Below are 26183 nucleotides of genomic sequence, written 5' to 3' on the forward strand. Positions count from 1 at the left end.
GGGCTGGAGTAACCATGGAAAAAATCATGTTGACCTTGTGGAAGCCGACACAACCGAGCGCCGGGCAATGGCGTGCGGATTTGCTTGGCCTACACGACGAACTGGCTCGTGCCGGCGCCAAAAATATCCGTGTCATGGTGGTCGATGAGGCGGTGGCCGCTGCCCACGCACAGCGCATCACCAACAGCGCCGCGCCGCTGGACGGGCTGCTTTCGTTGTGGCTGGACAGCGCCTCGCAATGGCCCGCCATCCAGGCAATCGTGGCGCCGCAGACCCGCCGCCAGGAGGCTTATCTGGTGGTGGAATCCGAGCCCTACCCCGAAGAACGCCAGGCTCGCGCCGCTCAGTACCGGGTGCCACTTGGCGAGCGCACACCCGGCATGAATCAGGTAGCCCTGCTACACAAGCCCCACCGGTTGAGCTACGAGCAATGGCACGACACCTGGCGCAACGGACACGGGCCCAAGGCCTATCCCCTGCAATCGATTTTCGGCTACCGACAGAACACCGTGGTGCGCTCGCTGTCCTTCGGCGCGCCGGTGCTGCACGCCATCGTCGAAGAAAACTTCCCGCCCGAAGCCATTGGCAATCAGCAGGGGTTCTTCGCAGCCCTTGGCGATCCGGACACCTGCGCAAAGCGCCAGCAGGCCATGTACGAATCGACCAGCCAGTTCATCGACTTCGAGAAAATTGACTGCATCCAGACTAGTGAGTACCAACTCAGCGAGTGAGTTGCCCACAAGGAGGCTTTCCATGTTGGATCTAGAAGCAATCGAGCTGATCAAGCAGCTCAAGGCGCGCTATTTCCGCGCCATCGACACGTGCAACCTCTCGATGCTGCAGGACATGCTCACCGAAGACATCACCCTGTCGTTCAAGAGCCCGGCCTACGAGTTCCACGTCAACGGCCTGGGCGATGCACTGGACTTCTACCGCACCTCGTTCACCAAGACCCGCCTGGCTACCCACAACGGTCACACCCCGGAAATCGAAGTCAGCGGCGATCAGGCCACAGCGCTCTGGTACCTGAGCTACGTGTTCATCAACCTCGAGGACAACACCCACATGCATGGCAGCGCGATCTACCAGGATCGCTACATCAAGCGCGGCGAGCGCTGGATGATCGCCCAGACGGGTTACGAAACCCTGCTCGAGACGATCCAGCCCTTGAGCGAACACCTGCAGATCACTTCCCGCCCCATCAACTGAACGCACGACAGGAGGCCGTCATGGCCAGAGCCGAAAACATAGTGACCTCCCACACAGTGGAAATTGACGCCCCCGCCCGAGTGGTCTGGGAAGTGCTCGTTGACCTGGACAATTACCACCTGTGGAACAGCTTCTGTCCGAGCATCCGCTGTGGCCTGCAGATCGGCGACGAAGTACATATGCAGGTACTGACTCCCGATACCGGCGAGACCGTCCCGGTCTTCGAATACCTCGTGGCCTGCGACCCCGAGCAGCTGTTGTCGTGGGAGCAGCGCCCCGTTCCCGAGAACATGGACGCCGCCCGCCGCGACCAGTACATCAAGGCCATCGATGCCAACCGCTGCAGCTATTTCACCACTGACATTTTCCTGGGCCTGAACCAGGACACCATCATGCGTGAACACGGCGCCTGGGTAAAAATCGGCTTCGACCAGATGGCCCTGGACCTGAAACGCCGCGCTGAAGAACTGCACGCCAGTCGCGCCTGATCGCCTTATTCCCGACCAAAACAATAAGAAGGTAATTGCCATGTTGCTCAAAGACAAAGTCGTCATCATTTCCGGTATCGGTCCTGGCCTGGGCATCAAGCTGGCCGTGCGTGCCGCGGAGTACCAGGCCAAGGCCGTGGTGTTGGCCGCGCGTACGCCGGCCAAGCTCGATCAGGCCGAACAAGCGGTCCGCGACGCTGGCTACAGCACCCCGATCCTGAAAGTCCCCACCGACATCACCCAGCCCGAACAGTGCCAGACGCTCGCCGACCTGACGACCGAGCACTTCGGCCGGATCGACGTATTGATCAACTCTGCCTACGCCCATGGCGCCTGGGGCACCTCCTCCGCATCGGCCATGGACGACTGGCGCAGCGCAATGGACGTCAACCTGTTCGGCACCCTGCACATGACCCAGGCCGTGCTCCCACAGATGAAGAAACAGAAGTGCGGCAGCATCGTCATGATAAACACCATGGCCACCCGCACCCCCAACCAGCTGGAATCGGGCTATGCCGTCTCCAAAGGCGCGTTGAAAACCGCCGTGCAGTACCTGGCCCAGGATCTTGGCCCGTTCGGCATCCGCGTCAATTCCACCTTCATGGGCTGGATGTGGGGCGCGCCGGTGATTGGCTACTTCCAGAGCGAAGCCAAGCGCCTGGGGGTGCCGATGGAGTCGCTGGTCGAGCAGATCGCCCAACAGATTCCGCTGCGCAAGATTCCTGAAGACAGTGATTGCGCCATGGCTGCGCTGTACCTGGCGAGCGACTACGCCAAGGCCATTACCGGCGCGCAACTGGACGTCAACGGCGGCCACTTCCTGCCCTGCTGAACCCTTCAAGGCGACGTGAACGTCGCCTCTTTTGCGACGGCCATGCGAAGCCCGTGTGGCCCTCCCCCTGGAGATTACCGACATGCTGGATCTCGTTGCCATCGAGCAGATCAAACAGCTCAAGGCCCGCTACTTTCGTGGAGTCGATACCTGCAACCTTGAGCTGCTGCGCAGCATCCTTTCACCCGACGTGAAGGTCCGATTCGACAGCCCGACTTACCAGTTCGAACTCAACGGGATAGAAGAGGCTATCGAGTTCTACCGCACCAGCTTTACCAACCGCCGTTTCGGCATGCACAACGGCCACACCCCGGAAATTGCGGTCAACGGTGATGAGGCCACTGGCCTGTGGTACCTCAACGACGTGTTCATCAACCTCGATGAGCAGACCCTGCTCAACGGCAGCGCGATCTACGAGGATTGCTACGTCAAGCTGGAAGGCGAGTGGCGCATCCTGCGTACCGGTTACAAACGGCTGCTGGAGATGATCGGCCCGCTGGATCCCCAATGGTCGATCACCTCTCAGCCGATCAACTGATACTCCTCTCCCCCTGATGATCGTTCCCACGCTCTGCGTGGGAATGCATCCAGTGACGCTCCGCGTCACCGTTGCGCAGGGCTCAAGTCAGGCGTCGACAGCGGAACGCGGAGCGTCCCTGGCGGCATTCCCACGCAGAGCGTGGGAACGATCAGTCAGCGGGCAAAAAAAAAGCCCTACCGCAATGCGATAGGGCTTTTGTCATTGCAACGACCCAGGGCTCAGCGCCCGATGGCTCGCGCCGCATCAGCGGTGTACTGGTCCGGGGTGAACTTGCCTTCGTTGAGGATCGGGCCTTTCTTCGATTCGTTGGTCATGCCGTAGCCGGTGTACTGGCCGGAGTTCAGGTCCATGAAGAACTGCGAACCGGCCTGCCAGCCGCTCATGTCAGGGTGGTAGTAGTAGTTGATCATGGCGTGCTTCCACAGCTGCCCACGGGCATCGTAGTTGTCGGCCATGACGGCGTTCCAGGTATCTTCATCGATGAACAGCACACGCTTGCCGTAGACATGACGGAAGCCTTCCTTCAAGTTGGCTTCCACCACCCATACACGGCGCAACTCGTAACGCATGAAGTCCGGGTTGGGATGATTCGGTGTGAGGATGTCGGCGTACTTGACCGTCCCGGTATTAGGCTTGAATGCGTTGGCCGGGCTGTAGATCTCGCGCTTGCCGATCAGCTTCCAGGAGAAGCGCTCCGGTGAGCCGTTGAACAAGCGGTCCTCGTCGACGGTCATGGTGCCGTTGGTGCCGATCATCGGTTGATCGTAACCATAACCCGGCAGTTGCCGTACGCGTCGGGTCGATGGGCTGTAGGACCAGGCCTGACGCGCATCGGTGCCATAGTTGTAGGGTTCATGGGCAATACTGAGGTTACCGTTGTCCCGGGCCGGTTTCAGGGTCATGTTGTTACTTAGGGCCGAGAGCTTGTCTTCCGTGCGGGAATCGACGGTGGGTGAGTTGGCCAACGACAGGTTACGCGCGTAGGCACGCCCCCAGCCAATGTTGCCGTTGGGCAGGACCGACGCCAGGTCGGAGGTCTTTTCCTCCGTGTAGGCACGGGCTGGCAGTTGGTGGTTCCACAACACTTCCACGCCGCTTTTAGGGATCGGGAACGGCACCTGGCCAATCCCGGTGAACCCGTCGCCGTTGTTGACCAGCTTGGCGTGCAACGCGTTGTCCATCGCGCGGCGGCAGACATAATCGGGGTAGCGGAAATCCCGGTGGCCTGGATAAATATTCATCTTGTAGGTGGTCGGGTATTTCTTCAGCAGGGTCTTCTGCCCTTCCGTCAGGCGCGACTCGTACTGGCTCATGTTCTGCGCAGTGATCACCAGGATCGGCTTTTCCGCGGCATAAGGATCTACCGGCTGGTCGCCGGAGTACTTCACATGATTCCAGCCTGGCACTTCACCCAGGTACTTGCCGGTGTACGGCGGAATGGTGCCCTCGGCGTTGCCGGCTTGCTCGGCGCCGACACAGGTCAGTTCCTTGCCCAGTTTGGCGGCTTCCTGAGGTGACACCTCGGCGTGCGCAGAACCCATCAGCCCGCTATTGGCTGTGACTGCGACCGCGAGCATGAGACCTGTTCTTGTTATTTTCATGTAATGCCTCCTTCGCTGATAAGGCTTTGTGGTGTGTACCCATTGTTCGTGTTCTGCCGGCCCCAACATCGTCCGGAAAGACTAAGGCGGCGTTATGCGTCCAGTTTTTCTTGCAGCTGTGCCTTGAGCACCTTGCCGGTGGCATTGCGGGGCAAGGGTTCGAGTACCCGATAGACCTGTGTCGGCACTTTGTAGGCAGCCAGGCGCTCGGCAATGAATGCGCAGATCTGCGCCGCTTGGGGCAGCGTCGATGCCTGGCCATGCACGGCCAGCCCCACCGTCTCCCCCAGCAGCGGGTCGGCGATGGCGAATGCAGCCGCTTCCAGGACACCGGGCATATCGAGGACGCAGGTTTCAACTTCAGCGGCGGAGATCTTTTCGCCACCGCGGTTGATCAACTCCTTGACCCGGCCGGTAATGCTGAGGAAACCCTCATCGTCGAGGTAACCGATGTCGCCGGTATCGAGCCAACCGTCGCGCAGGCTTTGCGCAGTGGCCTCGGGCAGGTTCCAGTAGGCGCTCATCAAGGTTGGCGAACGCAACCAGATCACCCCGCGAGTGCCCGTCGGCTGCGGCTGCTCGGGGCTTTCACCGATGCGGATGTCGACAATCGGCAATGCCCAACCTGCTGTCGCCGGCTTGTAGACAAACGGATCACCACCAATCGCCGCGCCGATGCCGTTGCTTTCGGTCAGGCCGTAGCCGGCTCCGCCGATGACGTCGGGCTTGATCTTGAGCATGTCGTCGAGCACGTTGGCGGACGATGCGCCGCCGCCCAGGCCCAGACCGAACAGGCTGGCGGTCTGCTCACTGCCAAAGCGCGGCGAGGCGAGCAATTGCTGCATCATCACCGGGGCACCGTTGAACTGGGTGCAGCGCTCGTCGCGAATCAGGTCGATCGCGCGTTCGACATCCCACTTGTACATCAGCATCAAGCGTCGACCGCCGCGCAATGCCGACAAAAACTGCGCATGCAAGCCGCTGACATGGAACAGCGGAACAGCCGCCAGCGTGGTGGGTGGATAACCGCTGTTGATCACCACACCGACACGCTCGGGCGAACTCATGGCGCAAAACGCGCCCTGGAAATCCAGGGCAAACAGGGCCTGGCAGATTGCCCGGTGACTGGACACGACGCCCTTGGCGCGGCTGGTGGTGCCAGAGGTGTAGAGGATCAGCGCTGGTGCGCCAGGATCTATTTCCAGCGTTGGTACAGGTTGTGCAGGGGCGCTGATCAAGTCCTCGAAACGCAGGCAGTACTCGGGCAAGGCAGGATCCTCAGCCCCGACGACGATCGTGGCGCGCTGCTCGCGGGCCAGGTCTTCACGCAGGGTATTGAGGCGCGCTTCGTCGCACAGCAGCAGGCGCGAACCGCTGTCCTGCAACGCGTATTGCAACTCGTCGCGCAGGCCCCAACTGTTGAGCGGCACACACACCGCGCCGCAGCGCTGGATCGCCGCGAAGGCCACCAGCCATGCCGGCTGGTTGCGCATGGCAATCGCTACCCGATCGCCCGGCTGCACACCAAAATTGGCAACCATCTGCCCGGCCAGGCGGTCGACCTGGTCGAAGTATTGGTTGAAGGTCAGGCGTTGCGATTGCCACATCAGAAATTCGCGATCGCCATGGACTCGACCGGCGTCGATGACTTGCAGCAGGTCGTGGGGGGCGTGACGGAAGTAGCGTGGAGCGCCGTCATCGGGCGTCACCACTTCAAAAGGCGAACCGGGGGCGATCAGTTGGCGCCACGCGGTTTGCCAGCGTTCAATGCTCATTTTTGTTTTCTCCAGAACGGGCGAAGGACCTGTGGGCGCGGCTCGGCATTCAACATCTTCATCGCCTGACACTCCGATATCGCGGGCAAGCCCGCTCCCACAGGGGTGTTGTGTGGTGTGCAGGTGTCGTGTACACCCGCGATCCTTGTGGGAGCGGGCTTGTCCGCGAAGGGGCCGGCACATTCAACATCTTCATGGCCTGACACTCCGCCTTCGCGAGCAGGCTCGCTCCCACAGGGGGTTATGTCGTATGCAGGTGTCGGGTACACCCGCGATCCTTGTGGGAGCGAGCCTGCTCGCGAAGGGGCCGGCACGTTCAACATCTGCATCGCCTGACACTCCGTCATCGCGGGCAAGCCCGCTCCCACAGGGGTGTTGTGTGGTGTGCAGGTGTCGTGTACACCCGCGATCCTTGTGGGAGCGGGCTTGCTCGCGAAGGGGCCGGCACATTCAACATTTGCATCGCCTGACACTTCGTCATCGCGGGCAAGCCCGCTCCCACAGGGGGGGCAGTCGTATTCACGTGTCGGGTACACCCGCAATCCTTGTGGGAGCGAGCCTGCTCGCGAAGGGGCCGGCACATTCAACATCCTCATTGCCTGGTACTGCGCCGTCGCGAGCAGGTTCGCTCCCACAGGGGTTTACGCGTTGGTCGAATAGCGTTCGCAATGGAAATCCCGGTCACCCAGGCAGCTCTGCGCAACGCGCACGCGCTTGAGGTACAGGCCGACATCCAGCTCGTCGGTGACGCCGATGCCGCCGTGCATCTGTACCGCTTCGTTGGCGACCTTGATCGCCGTGTCACCGGCCTTCCATTTCGCCAGGCTGACCAGTCGAGCGCGGGCCCGAGGGTCGAGGCTGGTGTCATCCAGGGTCGCCAGCGCGGCCATCAGGGCGCTGCGGCTCAGCGCCAGGTCGATGTACATCTTCGCGGCGCGATGTTGCAGGACCTGGAAGGTGCCAATCTGCGTGTCGAACTGCACACGGGTCTTGAGGTACTCCAAGGTGGTTTCGAACAGCTGCTCGGCCATCCCCAACAGTTCCGCCGCGAGGCAGGCGCGGCCCCGGTCCAGTGCTGTTTCCAGCACGGCCCAGCCCTCGCCCAGGTTGCCCAGCAGCGCGTCACTGCCCAATTGCACCCGATCCAGTTGCAGGCGTGCGTGGTTGCGCGAATCGATTTGCGGCAAGGCGCTGACCATCAAGCCCGGCGTATCGGCCGGCACGAGGAACAGGCTGATGCCTTGCGTCTCACCCGGCTGCCCGGACGTGCGTGCCGCCACCGCGTAGGCATCGGCACCCAGGCCATCGACCACCCAGAACTTGTCGCCGTGCAAGCGATAGCCCTGCCCTTCGGCCTTGGCCTCAAGGGCAATGCGACTCGGATCGTGGCGCGAGTGTTCGTCCACGGCCAAGGCCAGGCGCTGATCGCCACCGATCAGCGCTGGCAACCACTGCGCCTTCTGCGCCGCATTACCCGCCAGTTGCACCAGCGAGCCGCCCAGCACCACGCTGGACAACAGCGGCGTGGCAGACAGGTTGCGGCCCATGGATTCGAAAATCGGCCCAAGGCCCTTGCAACCGAAATCCAGGCCACCGAACTCTTCGGGAAACGCAATTGCGCTCCAGCCCAACGCTACCGCGTCACGCCACAGCTGCGGCTCGAAACCCAGGGCCACCGCCTCATCCCGCAACCGACGCTGGGCACTCACCGGACTGCGGGCAGCGAGAAAGTCCCGGGCGCTGTCGGCCAGCAAACGCTGGTCATCGTTGTAACGCAGGCTCATGGGGTGACTCCTTTTTTAGCGTCGGGCAAGCCCAGCACGCGCTTGGCGATGACGTTGAGTTGGACCTCCGAGGACCCGCCGGAAATGGTCAGCGCATAACTGTTCAACCAGGAACGGGTGACCGCCAGTTGCTGCTCGCTGAACGCCGGACTATTCCAGCCGAAGGCGTGCCCGGCCATGGCATCGAGTAGCACTTCGAACTTGTCGCGCTCCTGTTCAGTGTGCGTAAGCTTCATGATCGACATCAGGCCGCCGATGTCATCGCCGGCCCGTGCTTCCTCACCCATGCGCTGCACCGTCAGGTTGTAGGCATGTTCATTCATCGCGCAGGCCGTCGCCCGCGCCTGCAAGGCATGCTCGCCCTGGGTCTGTGGTGCCGGCACGTATTGGCGCATCAGCGCCAGCAGGTCGACGTGCGACGGCAAGCTGAACTCGCCGAATTTCGACATCGCCTTGCGTTCGTGCTGCAACAGGTACTTGGCCAGGTTCCAGCCGCCATTGAGCGGTCCGATCAACTGGCTCTTGGGCACCTTGACGCTGTCGAAGAACACCTGGCAGAACGCCGACTTGCCGCTGATCAAATCGATCGGTTGCGGCTTGACCCCGGGGCTGCGCATGTCCAGCACGATCAGGCTGATGCCTTCGTGTTTCGGCGCGTTGAAGTCGGTGCGCACCAGGGCATACATCCAGTCGGATTTGTCGCCGTAGGAGGTCCAGATCTTGCTGCCGTCCACCACGAAGTGGTCACCGGCATCGCGGGCGGCCATTTTCAGGCTGGCGAGGTCAGAGCCGGCGTTAGGCTCGGAGAAGCCCTGGCACCAGCGCACTTCGCCACGGGCAATCGGCGGCAGCAGGTCGCGTTTCTGTTGCTCACTGCCATAGGCCAGCAATACCGGCCCGAGCATCCAGATGCCGAGGTTGATCTGCGGCGGCCGGCACTTGATACGGCGCATCTCGCTTTCCAGCACCGCCAGTTGTTCGTCGCTCAGGCCGGCGCCGCCATATTCCTCGGGCCACTCGGGGCAGAACCAGCGTTTGTCGCGCATGCGCTCGAACCACAGGCGTGCGTCTTCGCAGGGAAACTGCGGGTTCTGGCTGCCCCACACCACATCGCCTTCCGCCATGCCCGTGCGCATGGACGGCGGGCAGTTGGCCTCCAGCCAGGCACGGGTGTCCTGCCGAAATTGTTCGATCGTGCTCATGAAAGTCCCCTTGGACCCGCCCCGGGTCCGGGGCGAGTACGGTTTTTGTTGTTGATGGACGAGCGTCAGCGCAGGGTGCGCGGCATGCCGAGGCCAAACTGGGCGATCAGTTCGCGCTGGATTTCATTGGTGCCACCGCCGAAAGTCAGGGTCGTTGCAGAGCGCAATTCATACTCCAGGTCACCCTCCAACAGCGTCGCCGCCGAACCGCTGCGCATCGAACCATTGGCACCGACGATCGCCGCCAGCTTGCGCAGGATCTCGATGGCCGACTCCGAGCCAAACACCTTGGTGGTCGAACTCAGCGCGACGCTCATGCGGTCGAGCTCGAGATCGGCGGCTATGCGCATGTTGATCAGGCGCATCGCCTCCAGGCGCGCGTAACACTCGGCCAGCGAGCTGCGCACCCAGGCTTTGTCCATCGCCCGACGGCCCTGTTCATCGCGGGCCCGCGCCCACAGGTAAACCCGGCGAAACAGCGCCACGACTTTGTCCGACCAGGTACCCAGGCCGAGGCGCTCGTGGTTCAACTGCGAGGTGATGAGTTTCCAGCCACCGTGCAACTCACCGACCAGCATCTCGTTGGGCACCCGTACGTTGTCGTAGTAGGTGGCCGCCGTCGGAGTGCCAACGGTATGGATCAGCGTGTGGGAGAAGCCCGGTGTCGTGGTATCGACGATCAGCAGCGAGATGCCTTTGTGCCGCGCCTGGGTCGGATCGGTACGGGCCGCCAGCCAGACGAAATCAGCCGATTCGGCACCTGAGGTCCACAGCTTGTTGCCATTGACCAGGAAACCTTCATCGTCCTGACGGGCACTGGTTTTCAGCACGGCCAGGTCGCTGCCGGCGTCGGGTTCGGAATAACCGATGGCGAACATGATTTCGCCCGCGGCGATCCCTGGCAGAAAGCGCTCTTTCTGCAGCTCGCTGCCATGGGCCATCAAGGCCGGGCCGACGGTGCTGATGGTCACGAACGGCAGTGGCGCCCCGGCGATGTTGGCTTCTTCGAAGAAGATCAACTGTTCGGTGGCGGCATAGCCCTGGCCGCCATGGGCCTTGGGCCAGCCAACCGCGAGCCAGCCGTCGCGGCCCATCTGGCGGATGGTCTGGCGAAACAGCTCGCCGCCTTCCTTGCCGCGCAACTGCGCGCGCATGTCCGGGGTCATCAGGGCCTGGAAATAGTCCCGCACCTTGTGGCGCAGGGCATGTTGTTCGGGAGTGAGGTCGACGAACATCTGCTGCTCCTTAGGCTGTGCCGAGTATCAGGCCGCTGGTGGGTACGCCGGTGCCGGCGGTGACCAGCACGTTCTGCACATCCGCCACCTGGTTGACCGCCGTGCCACGCACCTGGCGTACCGCTTCGGCGATGCCGTTCATGCCGTGGATATAGGCCTCGCCCAATTGCCCGCCGTGGGTGTTGATCGGCAGTTTGCCGCCACGGGCGTGGTGCCCGGCGCGGATGAATTCCTTGGCTTCGCCGCGTTTGACGAAGCCGAACTCTTCCAGCTGCGGCAAAACGAACGGGGTGAAGTGGTCGTAGATCACCGCGGTCTGGAACGCGTCCGGGCCCAGGCCCGACTGGCGATACAGTTCGCGGGCGACCACGCCCATTTCCGGCAGCCCGGTGATGTCGTCGCGGTAGAACGAGGTCATGCTCTGCTGGCCATGGCTGATGCCTTGGGAGCCGGCCTTGATGGTCACCGGCTTCTGCCGCAGGTCGCGGGCACGCTCGGCCGAGGTGATGATCATCGCTACGGCGCCATCGGATTCCTGGCAGCAGTCGAGCAGGTGCAGCGGTTCGCAGATCCAGCGCGAGGCCTGGTGTTCTTCCAGGGTGATCGGCTTGCCATGGAAAAACGCCTGGGGGTTGGTCGCAGCGAAATCCCGCGCCGCCACCGCGACACGGCCAAAATCTTCGGAGGTGGCGCCATAGGTGTGCATGTAGCGCTGGGCGAACATCCCGACCCAGGCGGCTGGCGTATGGAAGCCGTGGGGCATGTACCAGCCGTAGTTGACGTTGTCGAAGGTCGGCGTCGAAGCGAAGCCGTAGGCACCGGTGCCGAAGCGATACCAGGAACGCTCGTTCATGGCCCGATACACCACCACCACTTTCGCCACGCCGGTGGCCACCGCCATCGCCGCGTGCATCACCGGCCCGCAGGCGGCGCCGCCGCCGTGGGGCACCTGGGAGAAGAACTTGACGTCCTTGCACCCCAGCAGACGGGCGATTTCGTACTCCGGGACCTTGTCCACCGAGTAGGAGCTGAAGCCCTCTACTTCGCTTGGGTCGATGCCGGCATCCTTAAGCGCACTCAAGGTGGCCTCCAGGGCCAGGCGCAATTCGGTGCGTCCGGAGTTCTTGGAAAATTCGGTCGCGCCGAGGCCAACGATCGCGGCGCGCCCGGAAATCGATGAATCAGTCATCTGTGTCTCTCCGGCTGTCAGGGCAGGACCAGCGCGACCGTGCCGGTCACGTGGTTGCCCATGGAATTTTTGCCGCTCAAGGTGATTTCCACCGCGCGGGTGTCGGCATCGAGCGCGCTGACGCTGCCGCTGAAGGTCATGCAATCACCGGGATAATTCGGCGCGCCAAGCTTGATTTTCAGCGCGGTGAATTGCGCCAGCGGCCCGGCCCATTGTTCGATGAAGCGCTGCACCAACCCGTTGGTGGTGAGGATGTTCATGAACACATGGGGCGAACCCAGGGCACGGGCCGCCTCAGCGTCGTGGTGACCGGGAAAGTAATCACGGGTGGCAATCGCCCCGCCGTTGATCAGGGTCACGGTAATCGGCACCGCGAGCTCCGGCAGTACTTCGCCGGGGCGCACGTCTTCAAAGCGCTTGGTGTTCTTCGAGGTCATATTTCCATCCCAGCTTGTCGTTATCGTTGAGCCAGTCGCCCAGGCGTTCCAGGTTGGCTGCCGAGCCACCCAGGGCAAGGGACAGGCCGCGACTCCAGTAGAGAAAACGGTGGATCGGGTACGTCAGGTCGACGCCGATACCGCCATGCACGTGTTGGGCGGTGTGGCCGATGCGGTGCCCCGCTTCACAGGCCAGCCAGGCGGTGGCCAGGGCTTCGGAAGGCGCCGGCAAGCCGGCATCGATGCGGTAGGCCAATTGCCACAGCGCCGTGCGCAAGGCTTCGACGGCGATATGGTTGTCGGCCATGCTCATCTGCACCGCCTGGAAGCTACCGATGACCCGCTCGAACTGCCGACGCTCGCTGACATAGGCCACGGTGCGGCGGATCTGCTCTTCGCTGACCCCCAGTTGCAGGGCCGCCAATGCCGCCACGCTGCGCAGCTCCAGCCAGGCGACCGCCTCGGCCGGCAACAGCGCCGCCGCGTTCACGGTCAAGCCCTGGATGTGCAGGTCGGCCGCCGCTTCGCCGTGGGTCATCACTGCCGGCACCCGCTTTATCTCGGGCGCCGACAGATCGAGCAGCAGCAAACGTGGCTGCGCGTCGACGTCCACCAACACCAGCGCGGCCTGGGATTGCTCGCCCAATGCCAGGGCCGCGACCCGGCCGTTGACCGACCAGCCGTCGGCGCACGGACAGGCTTGCAACTCGATACCCAGCGCGCTGCTCAGGCCCTCCATGGACAGGCTCAACAGCGCCTCGCCGGTTGCTGCCCTCGCTACCCAGCCGGCACTGTCGCCAGCATCAAAACGGGCCAGGGTCGCGGCGGCCAATTGATGACGCCACAGCGGCACCTGGGCCAGGGCCTTGCCCTGGGCTTGCAGCACCAGCATCAGTTCGGTCATGCCCAGGCCGCTGCCACCGTGCTCTTCGGGAATGGCCAGGGCATGCAACCCGGTCTCGATGCACAGCGCCCACAGCGGCGCCATCATCGGCTCGCCGCTGGTATCCCACTGGCGCATATAGTCGTCATGGCAGTGGTCGACAAACAGGCCGTCGGCCATCTGCGCAATGGCGCGCTGGTCTTCGCTCAATTCGAAATCCATGGGGGCTCCTATGCCTCTACCGGCCGAAACATCGGCAGGGTCAGCTGGTCATCGAAGGTCTGGAACTCGACCTGCAACGGCTGGCCGATCTGCAACTGGTCCCGCTCGACACCGACCAGGCCGGCGATCAGGCGCACGCCTTCGGCCAGCTCGATCAGGCCGATCGGGTTGGGGTAATCGAACGGCGGCACTTCGGGGTAGTGCATCACCACGAACGAATACAAGGTGGCGCGGCCGCTGGCCTGCACAGTGTCCCAGTCGAAGCTGTGGCACTGGATGCACACCGGTGCCGGTGGATGACGCAAGGTCTTGCACGCCGTGCAGCGCTGGATCAGCAACTGGCCCTGCTCGCAGCCCTCCCAGAAGAACCGCGTGTCATCGCTGATGCCCGGCAGCGGGCGCTTGGCCTTGGCCGGTGCTGACTCAACCTTTGCCGGCGCCTGGGCATTGGCCGCTCGGAACTTGAAGACGCGAAACAGCAACTCGCCGACCGGCTCATCGCCACCGGCTTTTTCGACGAAATGGCTCATCACCAGGGTGACGAAGAAACCAGTGCCCAAGGCGGTGGTTTTCTCATCGCCGACCGAATCCAGGCGCGTGGTGTAGTAGAGTTTTTCCCCCAAGCGCACCGGGCGGGTGAAGCTCAGTTCGGAGTTCACCGCCACGGTGGAGGCGTAGCCGTAGGCTTCCATTTCCTTGAGCACCTCGTAAGGGTTCTCGTCGGTGGAGCCAGGTGGGTAGTTGTTGGCGTGCAGGCCTTCCATGGTCCACACCTGCAACATCGCAGGCGGGGCGATCAGGCCCTCATGTGCGGTGCCCAAGGCGAAACCCGCGTCGGTGTACAACGGGTTGTCCACGCCCATGACTTCGCACCACTGGCGAATCATCGGGGCGTTGACCTCGTCCCAGGCATACACGCGGCCGTACTGGCGCCCCACCCGGGCGCGCACATTGGATAGCAATTGTGGATCAGCCAAAGTCGTCTCCTTCACATTGAAGGCGGCCACCGAACCCGGTCGCCGCAATAGGTCGATCAGGTGGGCAGCACCTGCGCGGCACCGAGAAATGCCGGGCGTTCACCACCGCCATGCAGCAACAGGTTGCAACCGCTGGCGTAAGCGGCCAGCGGCGATGCGATGTAGAGGCAGGCGTTGGCGATGTCTTCGGCCACGGCCATGCGGCCCGCCGGAATGCCGGCAGCCACAGCGGCGATACCGGCCTCGGAGCCATAGTGCAGATGCGCCTGTTCGGTCAGCACCAGGCCCGGGCTGACCGTGACCACCCGCACCTTGGGCCCCCACTCCACCGCCAGCGATTGCACCAGCGCCAGCACCCCGGCCTTGGCCGCGCCGTAAGCGGCGGTGCCTGGCGAGGAGCGCAGTGCACTGATGCTGCCGATAAAGACGATGCAACCGCCCTGCGCCTGGGCCTGCATCAGCCGGTTGGCGTGCTGGGCGACGTTGAGCGGCGCGATCAGGTTCAGGCCGATGATGCTTTCATGAAACCGCGGCGATGCCGTGGCCGCGTCGGTGGCTGGGCTGCCACCGGCGTTGTTGACCACCACGTCGAGGCGGCCGAAGTCGCGCTCGATGGTGGCGAACAGGCGTTGCAGGGAATCGTGGTCGCGCACATCGGCGGCAATGAAGGTCGCGCGCTTGCCGCCCGATGTCGGCACCTGCTCGGGTTCGCGCCGGGCACAGACGATCACCCGTGCGTTCGCGGCCAGAAATCCCAGCGCGATACCGGCGCCGATGCCCTTGGTGCCACCGGTGACCAGCACCACCTTGCCGCTGTAATCAAGACCCGAATGCAGCTCCATCATGTGCTCCTTTTTCTACTGACAAGGATCACTCTAGGGACGAACCGCAGGGCAAACTACGTCTGAACGGACGATGAAAATTTAACGCCATGAACAGGACACTGGCGCCAATTCACACCTTGCCTGGTCCTCGAAGATGCCCATGTCCGACTCACCTGCTGCACCGGTTCTGCTCGAACACCCCCTGCCCGGCGTCGCCCTGCTGCGGCTCAACCGCCCCCAGGCGACCAACGCCTTGAGCCTGGAATTACAGGCACTGCTGTCGCGTCATTTCACTGAGTTGGCGATTGATCCCGAAGTGCGCTGCATCGTCCTGACCGGCGGTGACAAGGTGTTCGCTGCCGGCGGCGACATCAACAGCATGGCCGGGGTCGGCGCCATCGACATCTACAAGCGCCACACCGAACGGGTCTGGGGGCCGATCCAGCACTGCCCTAAACCTGTGATCGCAGCCGTCTGCGGCTACGCCTACGGCGGTGGTTGCGAACTGGCGATGCACGCCGACCTGATCGTCGCCGGGCGCAGCGCACGCTTCTGCCAACCGGAAATCCGCATCGGCATCATGCCCGGTATCGGCGGTACCCAACGTCTGGTCCGGGCCGTGGGCAAGGTCAAGGCGATGCGCATGGCGCTCACCGGCCAACCCATCAGCGCCGAGGAAGCCTGGGTGGCCGGGCTGGTCAGCGACCTGGTGGACGATGACCAGGTACAGGCCCACGCCCTGGAGCTGGCGCGCGTCATCGCGGCGATGCCGGCACTGGCCGCCGAGCAGATCAAGGAGGTGATCCTGGCGGGTATGGATGCGCCACTGGAAGCTGGGCTGGCATTGGAGCGTAAGGCTAATGCGCTGCTGTTTGCGTCACGGGATCAGAAGGAAGGGATGCAGGCGTTTATCGACAAGCGGCCTGCGCGGTTTGAAGGGAATTGAAATCTTCCGGACGAAAATGCTGATCCCCGAATGTAGGGTTTTAAGGATTGAAAAATGACCTAAGGTGATGAATTCATTTTCATCCAGCCCACGAAGCAAGGGGATGTCCTGCGGCAGAAGGTGGTCGCTATCACGGCACCATGTCCTTCGGCTTTCCTGCTTCCGGCAGCCCCGTCCGCGCGTCCAACCTTTTAGCTTTGGCCATCTGTGCGACCAACGTCTCCGATGGAGCCTCGCTCGGCGTGAGCTGCTCGTTCTTCCACAGGAACGTTCCGTTCCACTCGGGCAAAGCTGCAGGAGGCAATGGCACAATAGAGTTTAGGTCGGGCACCCGCGGAGCGAATTTTCTCTCATCGATCAAGAAGATGCGGATCTTCTCGTATCTTTCATAACGCGCTGCGTCCTTTGCCATTGCTAGTGATGGTGGCCAGTTCGACTTGTCGCCAAAAGCCTCCCTAAGCCTGAACGCAGCACCGTTCTCTCCCATCATTATCGCTTGCTGGAATCCCGCCATCGCTTCGGTGTAGCGCCGGTTGTCGACTTGTTTGATGGCAAGCTCGTACATCGCACCGCCGTGTCCTTGTTGTGCGGCACAGCGATATAGCGGTAATGCGAATGCGATGTCCTTGGCCTTCGCACCGAATGCTTTGGCCAGTACGACCGATTCGACGTCGAGATACTGGGCCAGTCGGTATTGCGCCTCGGCATTGCCCAAGTCCGCCGCCTTGCGGTAAAGGATGAATGCTTCATGAAGGTTATATGCCTGGGCAAACCTGTTTGCCTGGAACCAATAACCCCGGGACGGATACTGCTGCGAGAGCAGCGTCGTCAGACGCTCGACCTCTTCCGTGCGATTTCGACGAAGCTGGCTGATGACACCATCATAGGTATTATCATTTAGCCTCCATTGTAGGTCGCGCAACGCTTCGGTCGCATCGGCGTTTCCAAATGCGGACGCGATACGGTAGTAACGACTTATGCGATTGAAATCATCGACGTTCTCACTTTTGAAATCACGCCCTCCATACAAGTAATCGAGATGTCGTGCATAGGCGAACAGGCGTTGTGCATTTGCGTCCTGAGACACGACCGAAGGACCCGCATCATGCGTGCACACGAAATCTGAGCGTATACCGCTGGTCGCGACCGGCGATTCACGCCCAACGGCCACGTTGGAGCAAACCGCAAGCAGCGATGCGAACAGCGCCGCTAGTCCCACCTGCGTTGGCGTTTTCCTTTCCATGCTCTTAATCCTTTCGGCGTTTTTGGTGACTGTCCCTGCGTCACTTTGGTGTGTGCACGTACTGCGCGAACATCAGGGCGTTGAGTGCTAGAAGAACGGTATGCCGTTCGAAAGCTACAGCCCGCGTCGCCGAAAGTAAGTAGGAAACATCTGAAATTACCTGGCTCCTACAGATTTTCGTACCCCTGTAGGAGCTGCCGCAGGCTGCGATCTTTTGATCTTCTACTCCCGCGGATCAAACCGATCCAGCGCCCGGTTCACCGCCAACTCCCCCAGCATGATGACTTGCGCAATACCCAGCAGGGTATTGCGACTCGACCCCTGCGTGCGATCCGCCAGATCCAGGGCCATGACATTGGCTGAAGCCAGTGACTCACAGGCGTGGGCCAGGAGGGTTTCGGTATCGAGTTCAGGGTTTACGATGAACGTGATGCAGAGTTTGCGCGGGGTGGCGTTGATGTCGGCGGCTGAGGGGATGGGGTCGTTGGGATTGTTTGAGTCGGAGTTTTCTGACGAGGATGTGGGATCGGGGTTCGGCGGATTCGGTGTGACCTTGAACATGGGTACTTCTCCAGTAGAGCCACGACTCTTTCGCGACTAAACGAAAGGGAGGCAGCTGTGCGCAAGTTAGTCGACCGGTAAAGCACCCAAACCCGGCGCGCCCGAAGACGCCATGCGCACAGCCACCATCAAGTACAGGTGGATACCTGGCTGGATGACGCATGTGCAACCGTGAGGGAACTAACCGGGCGACTAAACCCGATCACTGATGGGCAGTGACGGGAGTCAAGTTACCGAGCGACCCCAGGGTGCACAAGCCGGCGGATTCTGGAGTAACGGTAGGCAACGACGCAAGGTGTTGTGGCTTTCGGGAATGGCCTTCCTGCGAAGACTAGGACGATCAGAAGCGTCCTACGCATCCATCAGAAACGTCCTATTTCCACCTCGACCCGACTTCGTGAAGCCTTGCGAGGCTCGCACGCGGTTGCTCATAAAAATCCTTTTTTTACCCGCGCGCGTGCCAGCGACTCTGAAGCTGACAGTTTCGCTGCCTGATCCCCTTTCGTTACAAGGAGCGTATTCACCATGGCCAAGCTGCTCGACTGGATTTTTGGACGCCACTACACTCCAAGGGCCATGCCCCAGGTCTGGCCAACCACTACCCAGCCCTCCCAGCCAGCGGCGCTCCCGGCCGCCGAACGCTTGCCGCCGCTGAAAAACTGGTGCCACCCGTTCAAGGACGCGCGCGACCCGCTGCAGCAACTGACCCACCTGGCCAGCGCCACCGCCGGTTACTACCCTCTTGGCCGTAATGGCCTGTGGCACGGCGGTGTGCATTTCGACAGCGGTACCGCTGCGGGCCTGAAACAGCAGTCCCAAGTGCACTGCATGGCCGACGGCGAAGTAGTGGCGTACCGCATTGATACGTATTCGCCGAAAACGACGTACTTCGTCAATGAAGAAGTTGAAAAACCCTTTTCGCGTAACTTCGTGCTGGTCCGCCATTGCTTGCAGCCACCGAAGCTCGAGGGCAGCACCGATCAGCCGCCGAGCCTGATCTTCTACAGCCTGTACTTGCACCTGCAGGATTGGGTGAAGTATGACGACGATCCGAACCTGGAACGGCCGGGATTCTGGCGCGAAGTGTACCGGGTCAAGGCCACGGCGAACGAGCCCCATCCTGACGATCCCGAACAACGCGGCGTGTACGTTTACTACCGCCCCCGGTCCGACAAGGTCGCTGACTTCTTGCCCTGCGGCGCCGAGCTGAGCATCAGCGGCGACGGCGAGTACCGACGTCTGGAAAACCGCCTGGGCCCGGCCAGCCTGAGCAATGCCGATGGATCGCTGCGCGGTTACCTCGCGTCCCGGTTCCTGCAGTCGGTGGTGAACGGTCAGCATCGCGTCGAAACGGCTAGAGGGGCCCTCAAGGTGCGCCCGGAAGCGAGCCTGCACAGCGAGGAAATCAGCGAACTGCCCAAAGGCACGATCGTCACCGTCAGCGGTGGAGGCGAATTTTGCAAGCTGGAACGGGTCACGCAGTGGATACAGTTCGCCGCTCTGCACAGCGCGCGGGAACCGCTGGCGACGGACCGGATCGTGGTCCTCGACACCCCCGTCGCGATCAAGGCTGGAGACTTGATCGGCCACCTCGGCCTGTATCAGGACAGTGACGCGGATCAGCCGGAAAAGAAGCTGCACCTGGAAACGTTCAGTGGTGATGACGTCGAGGCGTTCATCGAAGCCAGCCGGGCTTGGGCCCAGCGCCTGCCGGAAAAAAACCGGACCTGGCTGAAGCTCGCCAAGGGCACACCCGTGGTGGCACCTGAAGGACAAACCGCTGCGCAAATGCAGATGTCGAGTGCGACCAGCCCGTGCAGTGCCGCTGATTTGCTGATCCCCAAGAAGCTGCTCGATGATCTGCCGGCGGACCGAAAAGTCCAGGTGCCTGCAAGCGCGACCCGCAAAGCGCGCACCTGGTATCACCTGGAAAACTTGCTTCACGACGCCGACAACAATCTTCTCGACGGCTGGGTGTGTGAAGAGCCAGGCGTAACGTCCTGGGTCAGCCCGTGGGCCTGGGAAGGCTATGACGTCATCATCGACTACAGCCGACCCAAACACTTGTTGGCCTCTTTTCTCAGCGCCATTGACGGTTTCAGCGACGCGCAACGCGAGCGTTATCGCCCTATTGCCGAAAAAGACGACAAGGGCCCCATGAAAAACCGGCTATACGAGATCATCGATCGCAACCGCGACGGCAAGATGACAGCCACTGAACTGCAAACGGCTCTTGAGTTACCGGCCCATGCACAGTCGATTTCGCAGATGATCCTGTACAAGGAAAGCGAGTGGTTTCAGCAGCCAAAGATCTGGGACGCACTGGATGAGTTGCTCGGCCATAGCGGCTCGACACCGCACCTGAACTGGCTGGCGGAGAAGCAGCGGATTGCAGAGCTGGGGTGGTGGAGGGACGTCGCGGAAAAAGTCGGGTTGCCTTCGTGGGGGAGTGCCTATCACTTTCATCCGGTGGGATTAGCTACAAGGTTTAATACGGAGTGCCCTAAAGAGTGTGTTGTTGAAACTTATGAGCTGGAGGGATTAGCTGGAGTCCTTATCGTTTCAAAAGAATCATTTCAGTTCATTTTGGAAAAGGAAGGATATAGAAAACACCCTTATGTTCCGGCTGGTGCCAGCGGGGTAACTATTGGGTATGGGTATGATTTAGGACAGCAATCGGCATTGCAAGTTCGTCAAGATCTTTCCCAGCTCTATGCCCAGCAAGAAATTGAAACCTTAATAGACGCTATCGGGAGACAAGGGGATCAAGCCAGAAGCATCTTAAGTTCCGTAATCCACATATCAATCAGTAAGGAGAACGCTATAGCTCTTGCCATCAGAATGAAAAAACGATATGCGCAGTTAGTAATTGACGCCTATCCCGGAGTGATGGATTTGCATCCACACTGCCAAGGAGCTTTGCTGTCTCTTGTAGTTAATAGAGGAAACTCATTTACTCGACCAAATATTGACTCACGATTGGAGATGAAACAAATTTACTACGACTTACTGAATCTAAGTCCCGAGAAAGTTCCATCTAGACTGCGTTCAATGAAAAGACTTTGGGAGGGAAGAGCCGGGCTCGGAGGGCTAATAACCAGACGAGAAGATGAGGCTAAACTTTTTGAGAGAGGTTTGAAATGCGATTGCTGGCACTAACGTTTTGCGTTTTCATTGTTTTTTGGGGCTCGCCAACTTTTGCTGAAGGAGATTGCAAAAAAAATAGTTTTATCACTAAAGATATTTTGCAGTGCGTGAACATTGCATACAAAAAAATTGACAAAAAACTCAACGAGCAGTATTCGGCGATGGTTGCAGAGCCAAAATTTCTTCATAGGAATTTGCTTTTGGATGGTGAGCGGGCTTGGATTAGATACAGGGATGTTCACTGCGAAAATATTTACGACGCTATATTGCCAGGTGAAGAGGCTGGAATTGAAAGAATAGCGTGCCTAGCTTCTTTAACATCATCGAGATTGGTGGAGTTATTGTATTTAGATACAGGCATTAGCGGCGACGGCTTCTATAGCTCACTTTCCATTATGAGTAGAGTTTCTTCTATGACGAGGGAAGAAATATTTTCGCACATAGAAAATCTAGAAAAAACTCTTGAAGAAACTGATTATTATAAAAAAAACTGTGAGCTAACAGACGCCATTCATGCAGAAGACGAAAAAACCTGTCGAATCCGAATGAAATTTCAGGCGATGAAGGTATGAGACTACGTATCGAAACTATTCATTTAGAAAGCTTCAGATGCAAGTCTGCACTCGAACAATCATTTAGGCAGGGAGTTTTTTTCGCGCATGGCGCAAGGAGTTTTTTTCAATGACGAAAATTGAAATTTAAATGAATTTAGCAAAGTTAGTCCTCTGCTCTATTCTGATCTTTGTTTTCAGGGAAGCGGGAGCAAAGGAATCCAAAAATGATTTGTGTGAGCCTGATGAAATCATGATTGCGTCATGTAACTTAGACGAGAAAATAAATAGAACTTTATCTTTTTGTGCCAGCACTGACAGTAAGAAAATTCTTTATCGATTTGGTACGGAGTCAACGATTGAGCTAAAAAAAAGGTTTCTCAAGCGAAAATCCAGTTTTTCGTTGGATAGACACTACCACATATACAACATATTTTGGATTTAGATCATCAGGGTATGCTTATGTTTTTGGTGTTCCGCAGGAGACGCTAGGGGCGAAGGCTTTTTTGGACGCGACCAACTTTAATGGGCCTGTGATGACTCACACATGCACTGGAAATTCTTTTGGAAGAAAATCAATTGTCAGTGAAGCGATAAAAGATATAGACGATAATTTGGTTAGAGGGTCCGGCTTTATATTTCCGCCTGATAGCAACCTTACAAATAGCGCTCCTAATTTGAAACGAGAATAAGTTAATCATGCCAATCAGACTGGATAAAGTGCCTCCTCCCGCACTGTACCCCCAACCACCTCGTTTTTTGCTTTGGCTCGGCCTGTTGTTGCTGTTTTGTTTGCTGGGCACTGGAGGAACGTTGTTGTTCGGCGATGAAACCTTGCCCGAGCAGCCTTCGGATTTATGGCACTTGGCCTTGGGCTTTCCAATCCTGGGTTGGTGCGTGCTGGGTTTCGGGCGAATGCTTTTGTACGTCGGCGAACACGGTGCCGCCGAAGGGTGGGATGAAGCTCGTGAAGAAGACCTGACCCGCAAGATTCGTCAGGGGCGTCGCTCGCAACAGGTCTTGGGCGTGAGTTTGCAAACGGCGCTTCAAGAACCTGGCGATGAACCGTCAATACAACTGGAGGCTCTGCTGAGTGGAGCGAATGCGCTGAAGTCACAAGCGTCCAGAATGGATGGAGCAATACTCCGCCATAGTTGCTTATCTTGCGATGCAGATGAAAATCCGGAAGCGCTATTGCTGAGTATATGGGCACAGACGCTCGCCGACCTGGCGCCCACTTTGGCGCAGTTGCCTGCTGATCAACCACTGGCCCTGTTGCTGGACGTCGATACCGGTTTGCCGGAGAACCAGTGGCGCCGAGTCTGGCAACAAGCGTGGCGCGAATCCGGTATTCGCCAGCCCGTCACCCCTGTCGATGGCGGCGGACTGACTGCACTGGACCAGTGGCTCGACCGGCGTATCCGCGATCGGGCGTTGCTGCTGGTGGTGGCCGTGCAGTTTGCACCGCAGCAGCCTGAAGGCACGGCGGAAGCCGCCGTCGGGTTGTTGTTTGGCAACCGCCTGACGCAGACCACCTTAGCGCCAATCGCCTATCTTCACCGCCCGGAGCAGGAGCGCACGCCCTCCTCCGATGACCTTCTTTATGCCACGCGCCAGGCCCTTGATTGGGTGCCGCTTGAATCGACATCGATCGAGCGGGTTTGGCGAGTGGGCATCGATGCGCAACGGGCTGTCGCTGTCGCGAGCGTACTGAGTGAAGTCCTTATGCCGGTCAACAAGACTGGGTTGAGCAACCTCGATGCAATGCTGGGTCATCCAGGCTGCATATCGCCTTGGCTAGCTGTCGCGACTGGAACGCAGGCGATTGCGCGTGGCATTGGACCGCAATTCATCTTCAGTGGCGGCGGTGGTGCGACTGGGCTGTGGGGCACGGTGTTGATGCCGGTATCAGCACTTTGAAATAGGTGAATGGGAGCAAGCAGACGGCCATCCGACTTGCCCGCGAAGAACGATGAGGCGGTGCGGCAAATGCATCGCGGCGTCGCGTTCGCCGGCAAGTCGGATCGCCGCACCGCTGGCTCCTACGGTGGCCACATGAGCCGCTAGATACCCATCACCATCTGCCCGCTATCAACACGCAACTCCACACCATTGATCGCCCGGGATTCATCGCTGGCCAGGAACAGTACACTGGCCGCCACATCCTCAGGCCGGCACATACGGTTCATCGGGTCGCTGTCGATGGTCAGGCGGTCCGGGTCGATACCTTGGGGAAGGCTGCCGCGGGTCATGTCGGTGAGGACGCCGTCGGGGTGCAGGGTGTTGCAGCGGATGCGGTATTTGCACCGTCGGCAAAGCGCTGCCACCGAACGCGACAACGCCGCCACCGCGCCTTTGGAGGCGCTGTAGGCCAGGTAGTCGTCGCGCCCGGCGAGGGCCGCGATGGATGAGAGGTTGATGATCGAACCACCGCTGTCCTTCATCAACGCGATGCCTTCGCGGCAGCCCAGGAACACGCTGTCGGCATTGACTCGCAGCATCTTGTGCCAGTCCGCCAGGGTGGTTTCCTCGATCGAGCCGGCGATGAGGATGCCGGCATTGTTGACCAGGATGTCCAGGCGACCGTAGCGCTCGCGCACATGGTCGATGACCTGGCGCCACTCAGCTTCGCTGCTGACGTCGTGACGGATGAAGGCTGCAGTCGGTCCGATCTCCATCGCCAGGGCCTGACCTGCCTCGACGTCCAGGTCGCTGATCAGCACCTGGGCGCCCTCGGCCGCGAGCAGCCGCACGCTCGCGGCGCCGATGCCGTTGGCGCCGCCGGTGACCAGCGCGACCTTGCCGTGAACCCGGCCATTCTTGTTGTCGGTCATCATGTCATCTCGTGTGTATGGATCGTTTCGGCTTGCTGGGTGCGCGCGACAGCGGCACCGGCTCGTCGACCGGAGAACACGCAGTCGGCCAGGGACAAGCCACTGATGTACAGGTGCGAGGGAATGCCCAACGCGCTGCGGCCGGCGGCGTACAGGCCACTGATGGCTTGCCCGTGTTGGTCCAGCACCGCGCCGCTGCGCTCATCCACGCGCAAGCCGCCCAGGGTCAGGGCGCCCAGGGGGAAGACCGGATTGGTCACGGAGATATCGCAGGCATAGAAAGGCCCCTGCTCAAGCACCTGGCGACCGCCCTCGGACTTGCCGAATGGCTCCGGCGCTTCGCCACGGGCGGCGGCGTTGGCGGCCAGCACCGACGCACGCAGTACGGCGGGGTCCATGGCGGTCGCACTGGCCAACTCGCTCAGGCTCTTGCCCTTGCGCACCTTGAACAGCATCAGCGCCAAGGCCGGAAAACTCTGGAACCACCAGTAGCCGCCGAACAGCGCTTCGCGGATGGCTTTCTTGCGCAACGGCGCGTCCAGCACCAGCCATGCCTTGCCGCCCTGCTCTTCCATCAACGGTTGCCCGAGGGTGGCGCCGTAGACTTCTTCATTGCAGAAGCGCCGGCCCTCGCGATTGACCACGATGCCCTTGTGCCAACTGTACGGCGGGTTGATGAAGCGCCATGCCGATACCCGCTCAAGCCCCGAGCCCTGGCCGCCGACACTGGCGCCCAGGCGCAAGCCGCTGCCATCGCAACCGGTGGCGCCGACCTTGAAGTTGCGCCGGAACTTCGGTGCGTGCTGTTCGAGCAACTGGCGATTGAAGATGAAGCCGCCGGTGCTCAGGATCACGCCATGGCGTGCCTGCACCCGAAGGGGCCTGGCGAAATCCCGTTCCAGCTGGCAGACCTTCTTGCGCAATTTGTTGCAATAGCCCGGCGCGAAGTTCTGCAGGCGTTCGGCGCGGGCGGACAGTCGTGCGTGCAACTGGGCTTGCTTGCTGCCTTCGGGCATACACCAAAACTCGGCACCCAGTACCCGCCCCCGGGGGTCGACCAGCAGTCGTCGCGCCGCCGCCTGCAACAGCGTTTTCGCTCCGGCCTTCAGGCACGCTGCCTTCAGGTGGGCAAAAAGCACCGCGCCGCCCTGCCCTTTGCCCACGGTGCGATGCCCTCGTGGTGCAGGCGGCAAGGGGCCGCCGTGGTCGGGCACCAATTCGTTGCCCGAGTAATAGAGGAAGTAGCCGTCGGGCGGGTACGAAGTCTTTCCCCCGCCGGGTGGCATCTGGTGGGCATAGGGCGCGCCGTGGCTTTCCAGCCACTCGAGGTTGCTCACACTGTCGGCGCAGAAGCGCCGCAAAGTGTCATCGCTCACCACGCCCCCGGTTTCGTGTTTGAGGTAATCGAACATGGCTTCGGGGCTGTCGTTGAAGCCCGCGGCCTGTTGATGACGCGTACCGCCACCGGCGTAGACCACCCCGCCACTCTTGGCGCTGGCGCCGCCGCCGGTAAAGCGGTCAGCGATCAGCACGTTGGCCCCCTGGGCCCGAGCTTCCAGCGCGGCGCAGGCACCGGCAGCGCCCCAGCCGACGACCAGCACGTCGCAACGTTCGTCCCAGTCCACACTGCTGCCATCGGTTACTTGCAGGGGCGGCAGCACATCGGTGCTGGGGAGGTTATCGGACATTGACATAGCCCCTC

23 protein-coding genes are annotated in these 26183 nt (G+C 60.7%); 9 read left to right on the plus strand and 14 right to left on the minus strand.

Annotation, left to right across the window (positions count from 1 at the left end):
• The first annotated feature begins 14 nt into the window (after positions 1-14).
• The 5 genes from PSUM_RS09600 (at position 15) to PSUM_RS09620 (ending at position 3067) form a co-directional block, all read left to right on the plus strand.
• Positions 15-731, plus strand: a complete 717-nt coding sequence (locus PSUM_RS09600; RefSeq protein ID WP_083349419.1) for an EthD domain-containing protein — start codon at positions 15-17, stop codon at positions 729-731.
• Between the two features lie 22 nt (positions 732-753).
• The gene (locus tag PSUM_RS09605) at positions 754-1209 is read left to right on the plus strand and encodes a nuclear transport factor 2 family protein (RefSeq protein WP_083349420.1); all 456 of its coding nucleotides are present in this window, start codon (positions 754-756) and stop codon (positions 1207-1209) included.
• Between the two features lie 20 nt (positions 1210-1229).
• The gene (locus PSUM_RS09610) at positions 1230-1697 is read left to right on the plus strand and encodes an SRPBCC domain-containing protein (protein WP_020801153.1); all 468 of its coding nucleotides are present in this window, start codon (positions 1230-1232) and stop codon (positions 1695-1697) included.
• A 40-nt stretch (positions 1698-1737) separates the two neighbouring features.
• Positions 1738-2529 carry an SDR family oxidoreductase gene (locus tag PSUM_RS09615; protein WP_020801154.1) on the plus strand — a complete coding sequence of 264 codons (792 nt, stop codon included), beginning with the start codon at positions 1738-1740 and terminating at the stop codon, positions 2527-2529.
• An 82-nt stretch (positions 2530-2611) separates the two neighbouring features.
• Positions 2612-3067 carry a nuclear transport factor 2 family protein gene (locus PSUM_RS09620; protein WP_020801155.1) on the plus strand — a complete coding sequence of 152 codons (456 nt, stop codon included), beginning with the start codon at positions 2612-2614 and terminating at the stop codon, positions 3065-3067.
• Positions 3068-3288: 221 nt separating this feature from the next.
• On the opposite strand, the gene PSUM_RS09625 is transcribed toward PSUM_RS09620, so the two are convergent.
• The 10 genes from PSUM_RS09625 to PSUM_RS09670 all read right to left on the minus strand — a co-directional run bounded on the left by PSUM_RS09625 (position 3289) and on the right by PSUM_RS09670 (position 15217).
• Complete coding sequence (locus tag PSUM_RS09625; RefSeq protein WP_020801281.1) at positions 3289-4671, minus strand: DUF1329 domain-containing protein; 1383 nt, start codon at positions 4669-4671, stop codon at positions 3289-3291.
• Between the two features lie 92 nt (positions 4672-4763).
• Positions 4764-6446 carry a class I adenylate-forming enzyme family protein gene (locus PSUM_RS09630; RefSeq protein ID WP_083349421.1) on the minus strand — a complete coding sequence of 561 codons (1683 nt, stop codon included), beginning with the start codon at positions 6444-6446 and terminating at the stop codon, positions 4764-4766.
• Positions 6447-7087: 641 nt separating this feature from the next.
• Complete coding sequence (locus PSUM_RS09635; RefSeq protein ID WP_033043865.1) at positions 7088-8230, minus strand: acyl-CoA dehydrogenase family protein; 1143 nt, start codon at positions 8228-8230, stop codon at positions 7088-7090.
• Entirely contained in the window at positions 8227-9432 is a 1206-nt protein-coding gene (locus PSUM_RS09640) for an acyl-CoA dehydrogenase family protein (RefSeq protein ID WP_083349422.1), read from the minus strand. Before PSUM_RS09640 ends, PSUM_RS09635 begins: the two co-directional genes overlap by 4 nt.
• 65 nt (positions 9433-9497) lie before the next feature.
• Entirely contained in the window at positions 9498-10667 is a 1170-nt protein-coding gene (locus PSUM_RS09645) for an acyl-CoA dehydrogenase family protein (RefSeq protein ID WP_020801277.1), read from the minus strand.
• Between the two features lie 10 nt (positions 10668-10677).
• Positions 10678-11856, minus strand: a complete 1179-nt coding sequence (locus PSUM_RS09650; protein ID WP_020801276.1) for a lipid-transfer protein — start codon at positions 11854-11856, stop codon at positions 10678-10680.
• A 17-nt stretch (positions 11857-11873) separates the two neighbouring features.
• Positions 11874-12293 carry a MaoC family dehydratase gene (locus PSUM_RS09655; protein ID WP_033043866.1) on the minus strand — a complete coding sequence of 140 codons (420 nt, stop codon included), beginning with the start codon at positions 12291-12293 and terminating at the stop codon, positions 11874-11876.
• Positions 12265-13398 carry an acyl-CoA dehydrogenase family protein gene (locus tag PSUM_RS09660; protein WP_083349423.1) on the minus strand — a complete coding sequence of 378 codons (1134 nt, stop codon included), beginning with the start codon at positions 13396-13398 and terminating at the stop codon, positions 12265-12267. Before PSUM_RS09660 ends, PSUM_RS09655 begins: the two co-directional genes overlap by 29 nt.
• Before the next feature lie 8 nt (positions 13399-13406).
• A complete protein-coding gene (locus tag PSUM_RS09665) occupies positions 13407-14375 on the minus strand; it encodes an OB-fold domain-containing protein (protein ID WP_083349424.1) in 969 nt (322 codons plus the stop codon).
• Between the two features lie 56 nt (positions 14376-14431).
• Complete coding sequence (locus tag PSUM_RS09670) at positions 14432-15217, minus strand: SDR family oxidoreductase (protein WP_033043871.1); 786 nt, start codon at positions 15215-15217, stop codon at positions 14432-14434.
• A 142-nt stretch (positions 15218-15359) separates the two neighbouring features.
• Between PSUM_RS09670 and PSUM_RS09675 the strand changes: the two genes are divergently transcribed.
• Entirely contained in the window at positions 15360-16145 is a 786-nt protein-coding gene (locus PSUM_RS09675) for an enoyl-CoA hydratase (RefSeq protein ID WP_083349425.1), read from the plus strand.
• A 130-nt stretch (positions 16146-16275) separates the two neighbouring features.
• On the opposite strand, the gene PSUM_RS09680 is transcribed toward PSUM_RS09675, so the two are convergent.
• Together PSUM_RS09680 and PSUM_RS09685 are read right to left on the minus strand one after the other, a co-directional pair.
• Entirely contained in the window at positions 16276-17388 is a 1113-nt protein-coding gene (locus tag PSUM_RS09680) for an SEL1-like repeat protein (RefSeq protein WP_083349426.1), read from the minus strand.
• A gap of 222 nt (positions 17389-17610) precedes the next feature.
• Positions 17611-17949 (minus strand): DUF6124 family protein, encoded by a 339-nt coding sequence (locus PSUM_RS09685; RefSeq protein WP_083349427.1) that lies wholly within the window; start codon positions 17947-17949, stop codon positions 17611-17613.
• A 525-nt stretch (positions 17950-18474) separates the two neighbouring features.
• On the opposite strand from PSUM_RS09685, the gene PSUM_RS09690 reads away from it, so the two are divergent.
• From PSUM_RS09690 to PSUM_RS09705, 3 genes are all read left to right on the plus strand, one after another.
• Entirely contained in the window at positions 18475-21108 is a 2634-nt protein-coding gene (locus PSUM_RS09690; RefSeq protein WP_169840431.1) for a lysozyme family protein, read from the plus strand.
• Entirely contained in the window at positions 21090-21668 is a 579-nt protein-coding gene (locus PSUM_RS09695; RefSeq protein ID WP_083349428.1) for a lysozyme inhibitor LprI family protein, read from the plus strand. Before PSUM_RS09690 ends, PSUM_RS09695 begins: the two co-directional genes overlap by 19 nt.
• A gap of 795 nt (positions 21669-22463) precedes the next feature.
• Positions 22464-23567 carry a hypothetical protein gene (locus tag PSUM_RS09705; RefSeq protein ID WP_331717092.1) on the plus strand — a complete coding sequence of 368 codons (1104 nt, stop codon included), beginning with the start codon at positions 22464-22466 and terminating at the stop codon, positions 23565-23567.
• A gap of 143 nt (positions 23568-23710) precedes the next feature.
• On the opposite strand, the gene PSUM_RS09710 is transcribed toward PSUM_RS09705, so the two are convergent.
• Entirely contained in the window at positions 23711-24484 is a 774-nt protein-coding gene (locus PSUM_RS09710) for an SDR family oxidoreductase (protein ID WP_083349431.1), read from the minus strand.
• Positions 24481-26175 carry an FAD-binding protein gene (locus tag PSUM_RS09715; protein WP_020797529.1) on the minus strand — a complete coding sequence of 565 codons (1695 nt, stop codon included), beginning with the start codon at positions 26173-26175 and terminating at the stop codon, positions 24481-24483. The genes PSUM_RS09710 and PSUM_RS09715 overlap by 4 nt, the downstream gene beginning before the upstream one ends.
• Positions 26176-26183 lie beyond the last annotated feature (8 nt).

Source organism: Pseudomonas umsongensis (genome assembly GCF_002236105.1).
Classification (GTDB): Bacteria; Pseudomonadota; Gammaproteobacteria; order Pseudomonadales; family Pseudomonadaceae; genus Aquipseudomonas; species Aquipseudomonas umsongensis.

Excerpts from the sequence above, each read along its gene's own strand:
- PSUM_RS09715 (WP_020797529.1), bottom strand. The coding sequence starts at position 26,175 with ATGTCAATGTCCGATAACCTCCCCAGCACCGATGTGCTGCCGCCCCTG.
- PSUM_RS09640 (WP_083349422.1), bottom strand. The coding sequence starts at position 9,432 with ATGAGCACGATCGAACAATTTCGGCAGGACACCCGTGCCTGGCTGGAG.
- PSUM_RS09600 (WP_083349419.1), top strand. The coding sequence starts at position 15 with ATGGAAAAAATCATGTTGACCTTGTGGAAGCCGACACAACCGAGCGCC.
- PSUM_RS09695 (WP_083349428.1), top strand. The coding sequence starts at position 21,090 with ATGCGATTGCTGGCACTAACGTTTTGCGTTTTCATTGTTTTTTGGGGC.
- PSUM_RS09690 (WP_169840431.1), top strand. The coding sequence starts at position 18,475 with ATGGCCAAGCTGCTCGACTGGATTTTTGGACGCCACTACACTCCAAGG.
- PSUM_RS09670 (WP_033043871.1), bottom strand. The coding sequence starts at position 15,217 with ATGGAGCTGCATTCGGGTCTTGATTACAGCGGCAAGGTGGTGCTGGTC.
- PSUM_RS09630 (WP_083349421.1), bottom strand. The coding sequence starts at position 6,446 with ATGAGCATTGAACGCTGGCAAACCGCGTGGCGCCAACTGATCGCCCCC.
- PSUM_RS09635 (WP_033043865.1), bottom strand. The coding sequence starts at position 8,230 with ATGAGCCTGCGTTACAACGATGACCAGCGTTTGCTGGCCGACAGCGCC.
- PSUM_RS09620 (WP_020801155.1), top strand. The coding sequence starts at position 2,612 with ATGCTGGATCTCGTTGCCATCGAGCAGATCAAACAGCTCAAGGCCCGC.
- PSUM_RS09660 (WP_083349423.1), bottom strand. The coding sequence starts at position 13,398 with ATGGATTTCGAATTGAGCGAAGACCAGCGCGCCATTGCGCAGATGGCC.
- PSUM_RS09625 (WP_020801281.1), bottom strand. The coding sequence starts at position 4,671 with ATGAAAATAACAAGAACAGGTCTCATGCTCGCGGTCGCAGTCACAGCC.
- PSUM_RS09675 (WP_083349425.1), top strand. The coding sequence starts at position 15,360 with ATGTCCGACTCACCTGCTGCACCGGTTCTGCTCGAACACCCCCTGCCC.
- PSUM_RS09680 (WP_083349426.1), bottom strand. The coding sequence starts at position 17,388 with ATGGAAAGGAAAACGCCAACGCAGGTGGGACTAGCGGCGCTGTTCGCA.
- PSUM_RS09615 (WP_020801154.1), top strand. The coding sequence starts at position 1,738 with ATGTTGCTCAAAGACAAAGTCGTCATCATTTCCGGTATCGGTCCTGGC.
- PSUM_RS09655 (WP_033043866.1), bottom strand. The coding sequence starts at position 12,293 with ATGACCTCGAAGAACACCAAGCGCTTTGAAGACGTGCGCCCCGGCGAA.
- PSUM_RS09605 (WP_083349420.1), top strand. The coding sequence starts at position 754 with ATGTTGGATCTAGAAGCAATCGAGCTGATCAAGCAGCTCAAGGCGCGC.
- PSUM_RS09650 (WP_020801276.1), bottom strand. The coding sequence starts at position 11,856 with ATGACTGATTCATCGATTTCCGGGCGCGCCGCGATCGTTGGCCTCGGC.
- PSUM_RS09685 (WP_083349427.1), bottom strand. The coding sequence starts at position 17,949 with ATGTTCAAGGTCACACCGAATCCGCCGAACCCCGATCCCACATCCTCG.
- PSUM_RS09610 (WP_020801153.1), top strand. The coding sequence starts at position 1,230 with ATGGCCAGAGCCGAAAACATAGTGACCTCCCACACAGTGGAAATTGAC.
- PSUM_RS09710 (WP_083349431.1), bottom strand. The coding sequence starts at position 24,484 with ATGATGACCGACAACAAGAATGGCCGGGTTCACGGCAAGGTCGCGCTG.
- PSUM_RS09645 (WP_020801277.1), bottom strand. The coding sequence starts at position 10,667 with ATGTTCGTCGACCTCACTCCCGAACAACATGCCCTGCGCCACAAGGTG.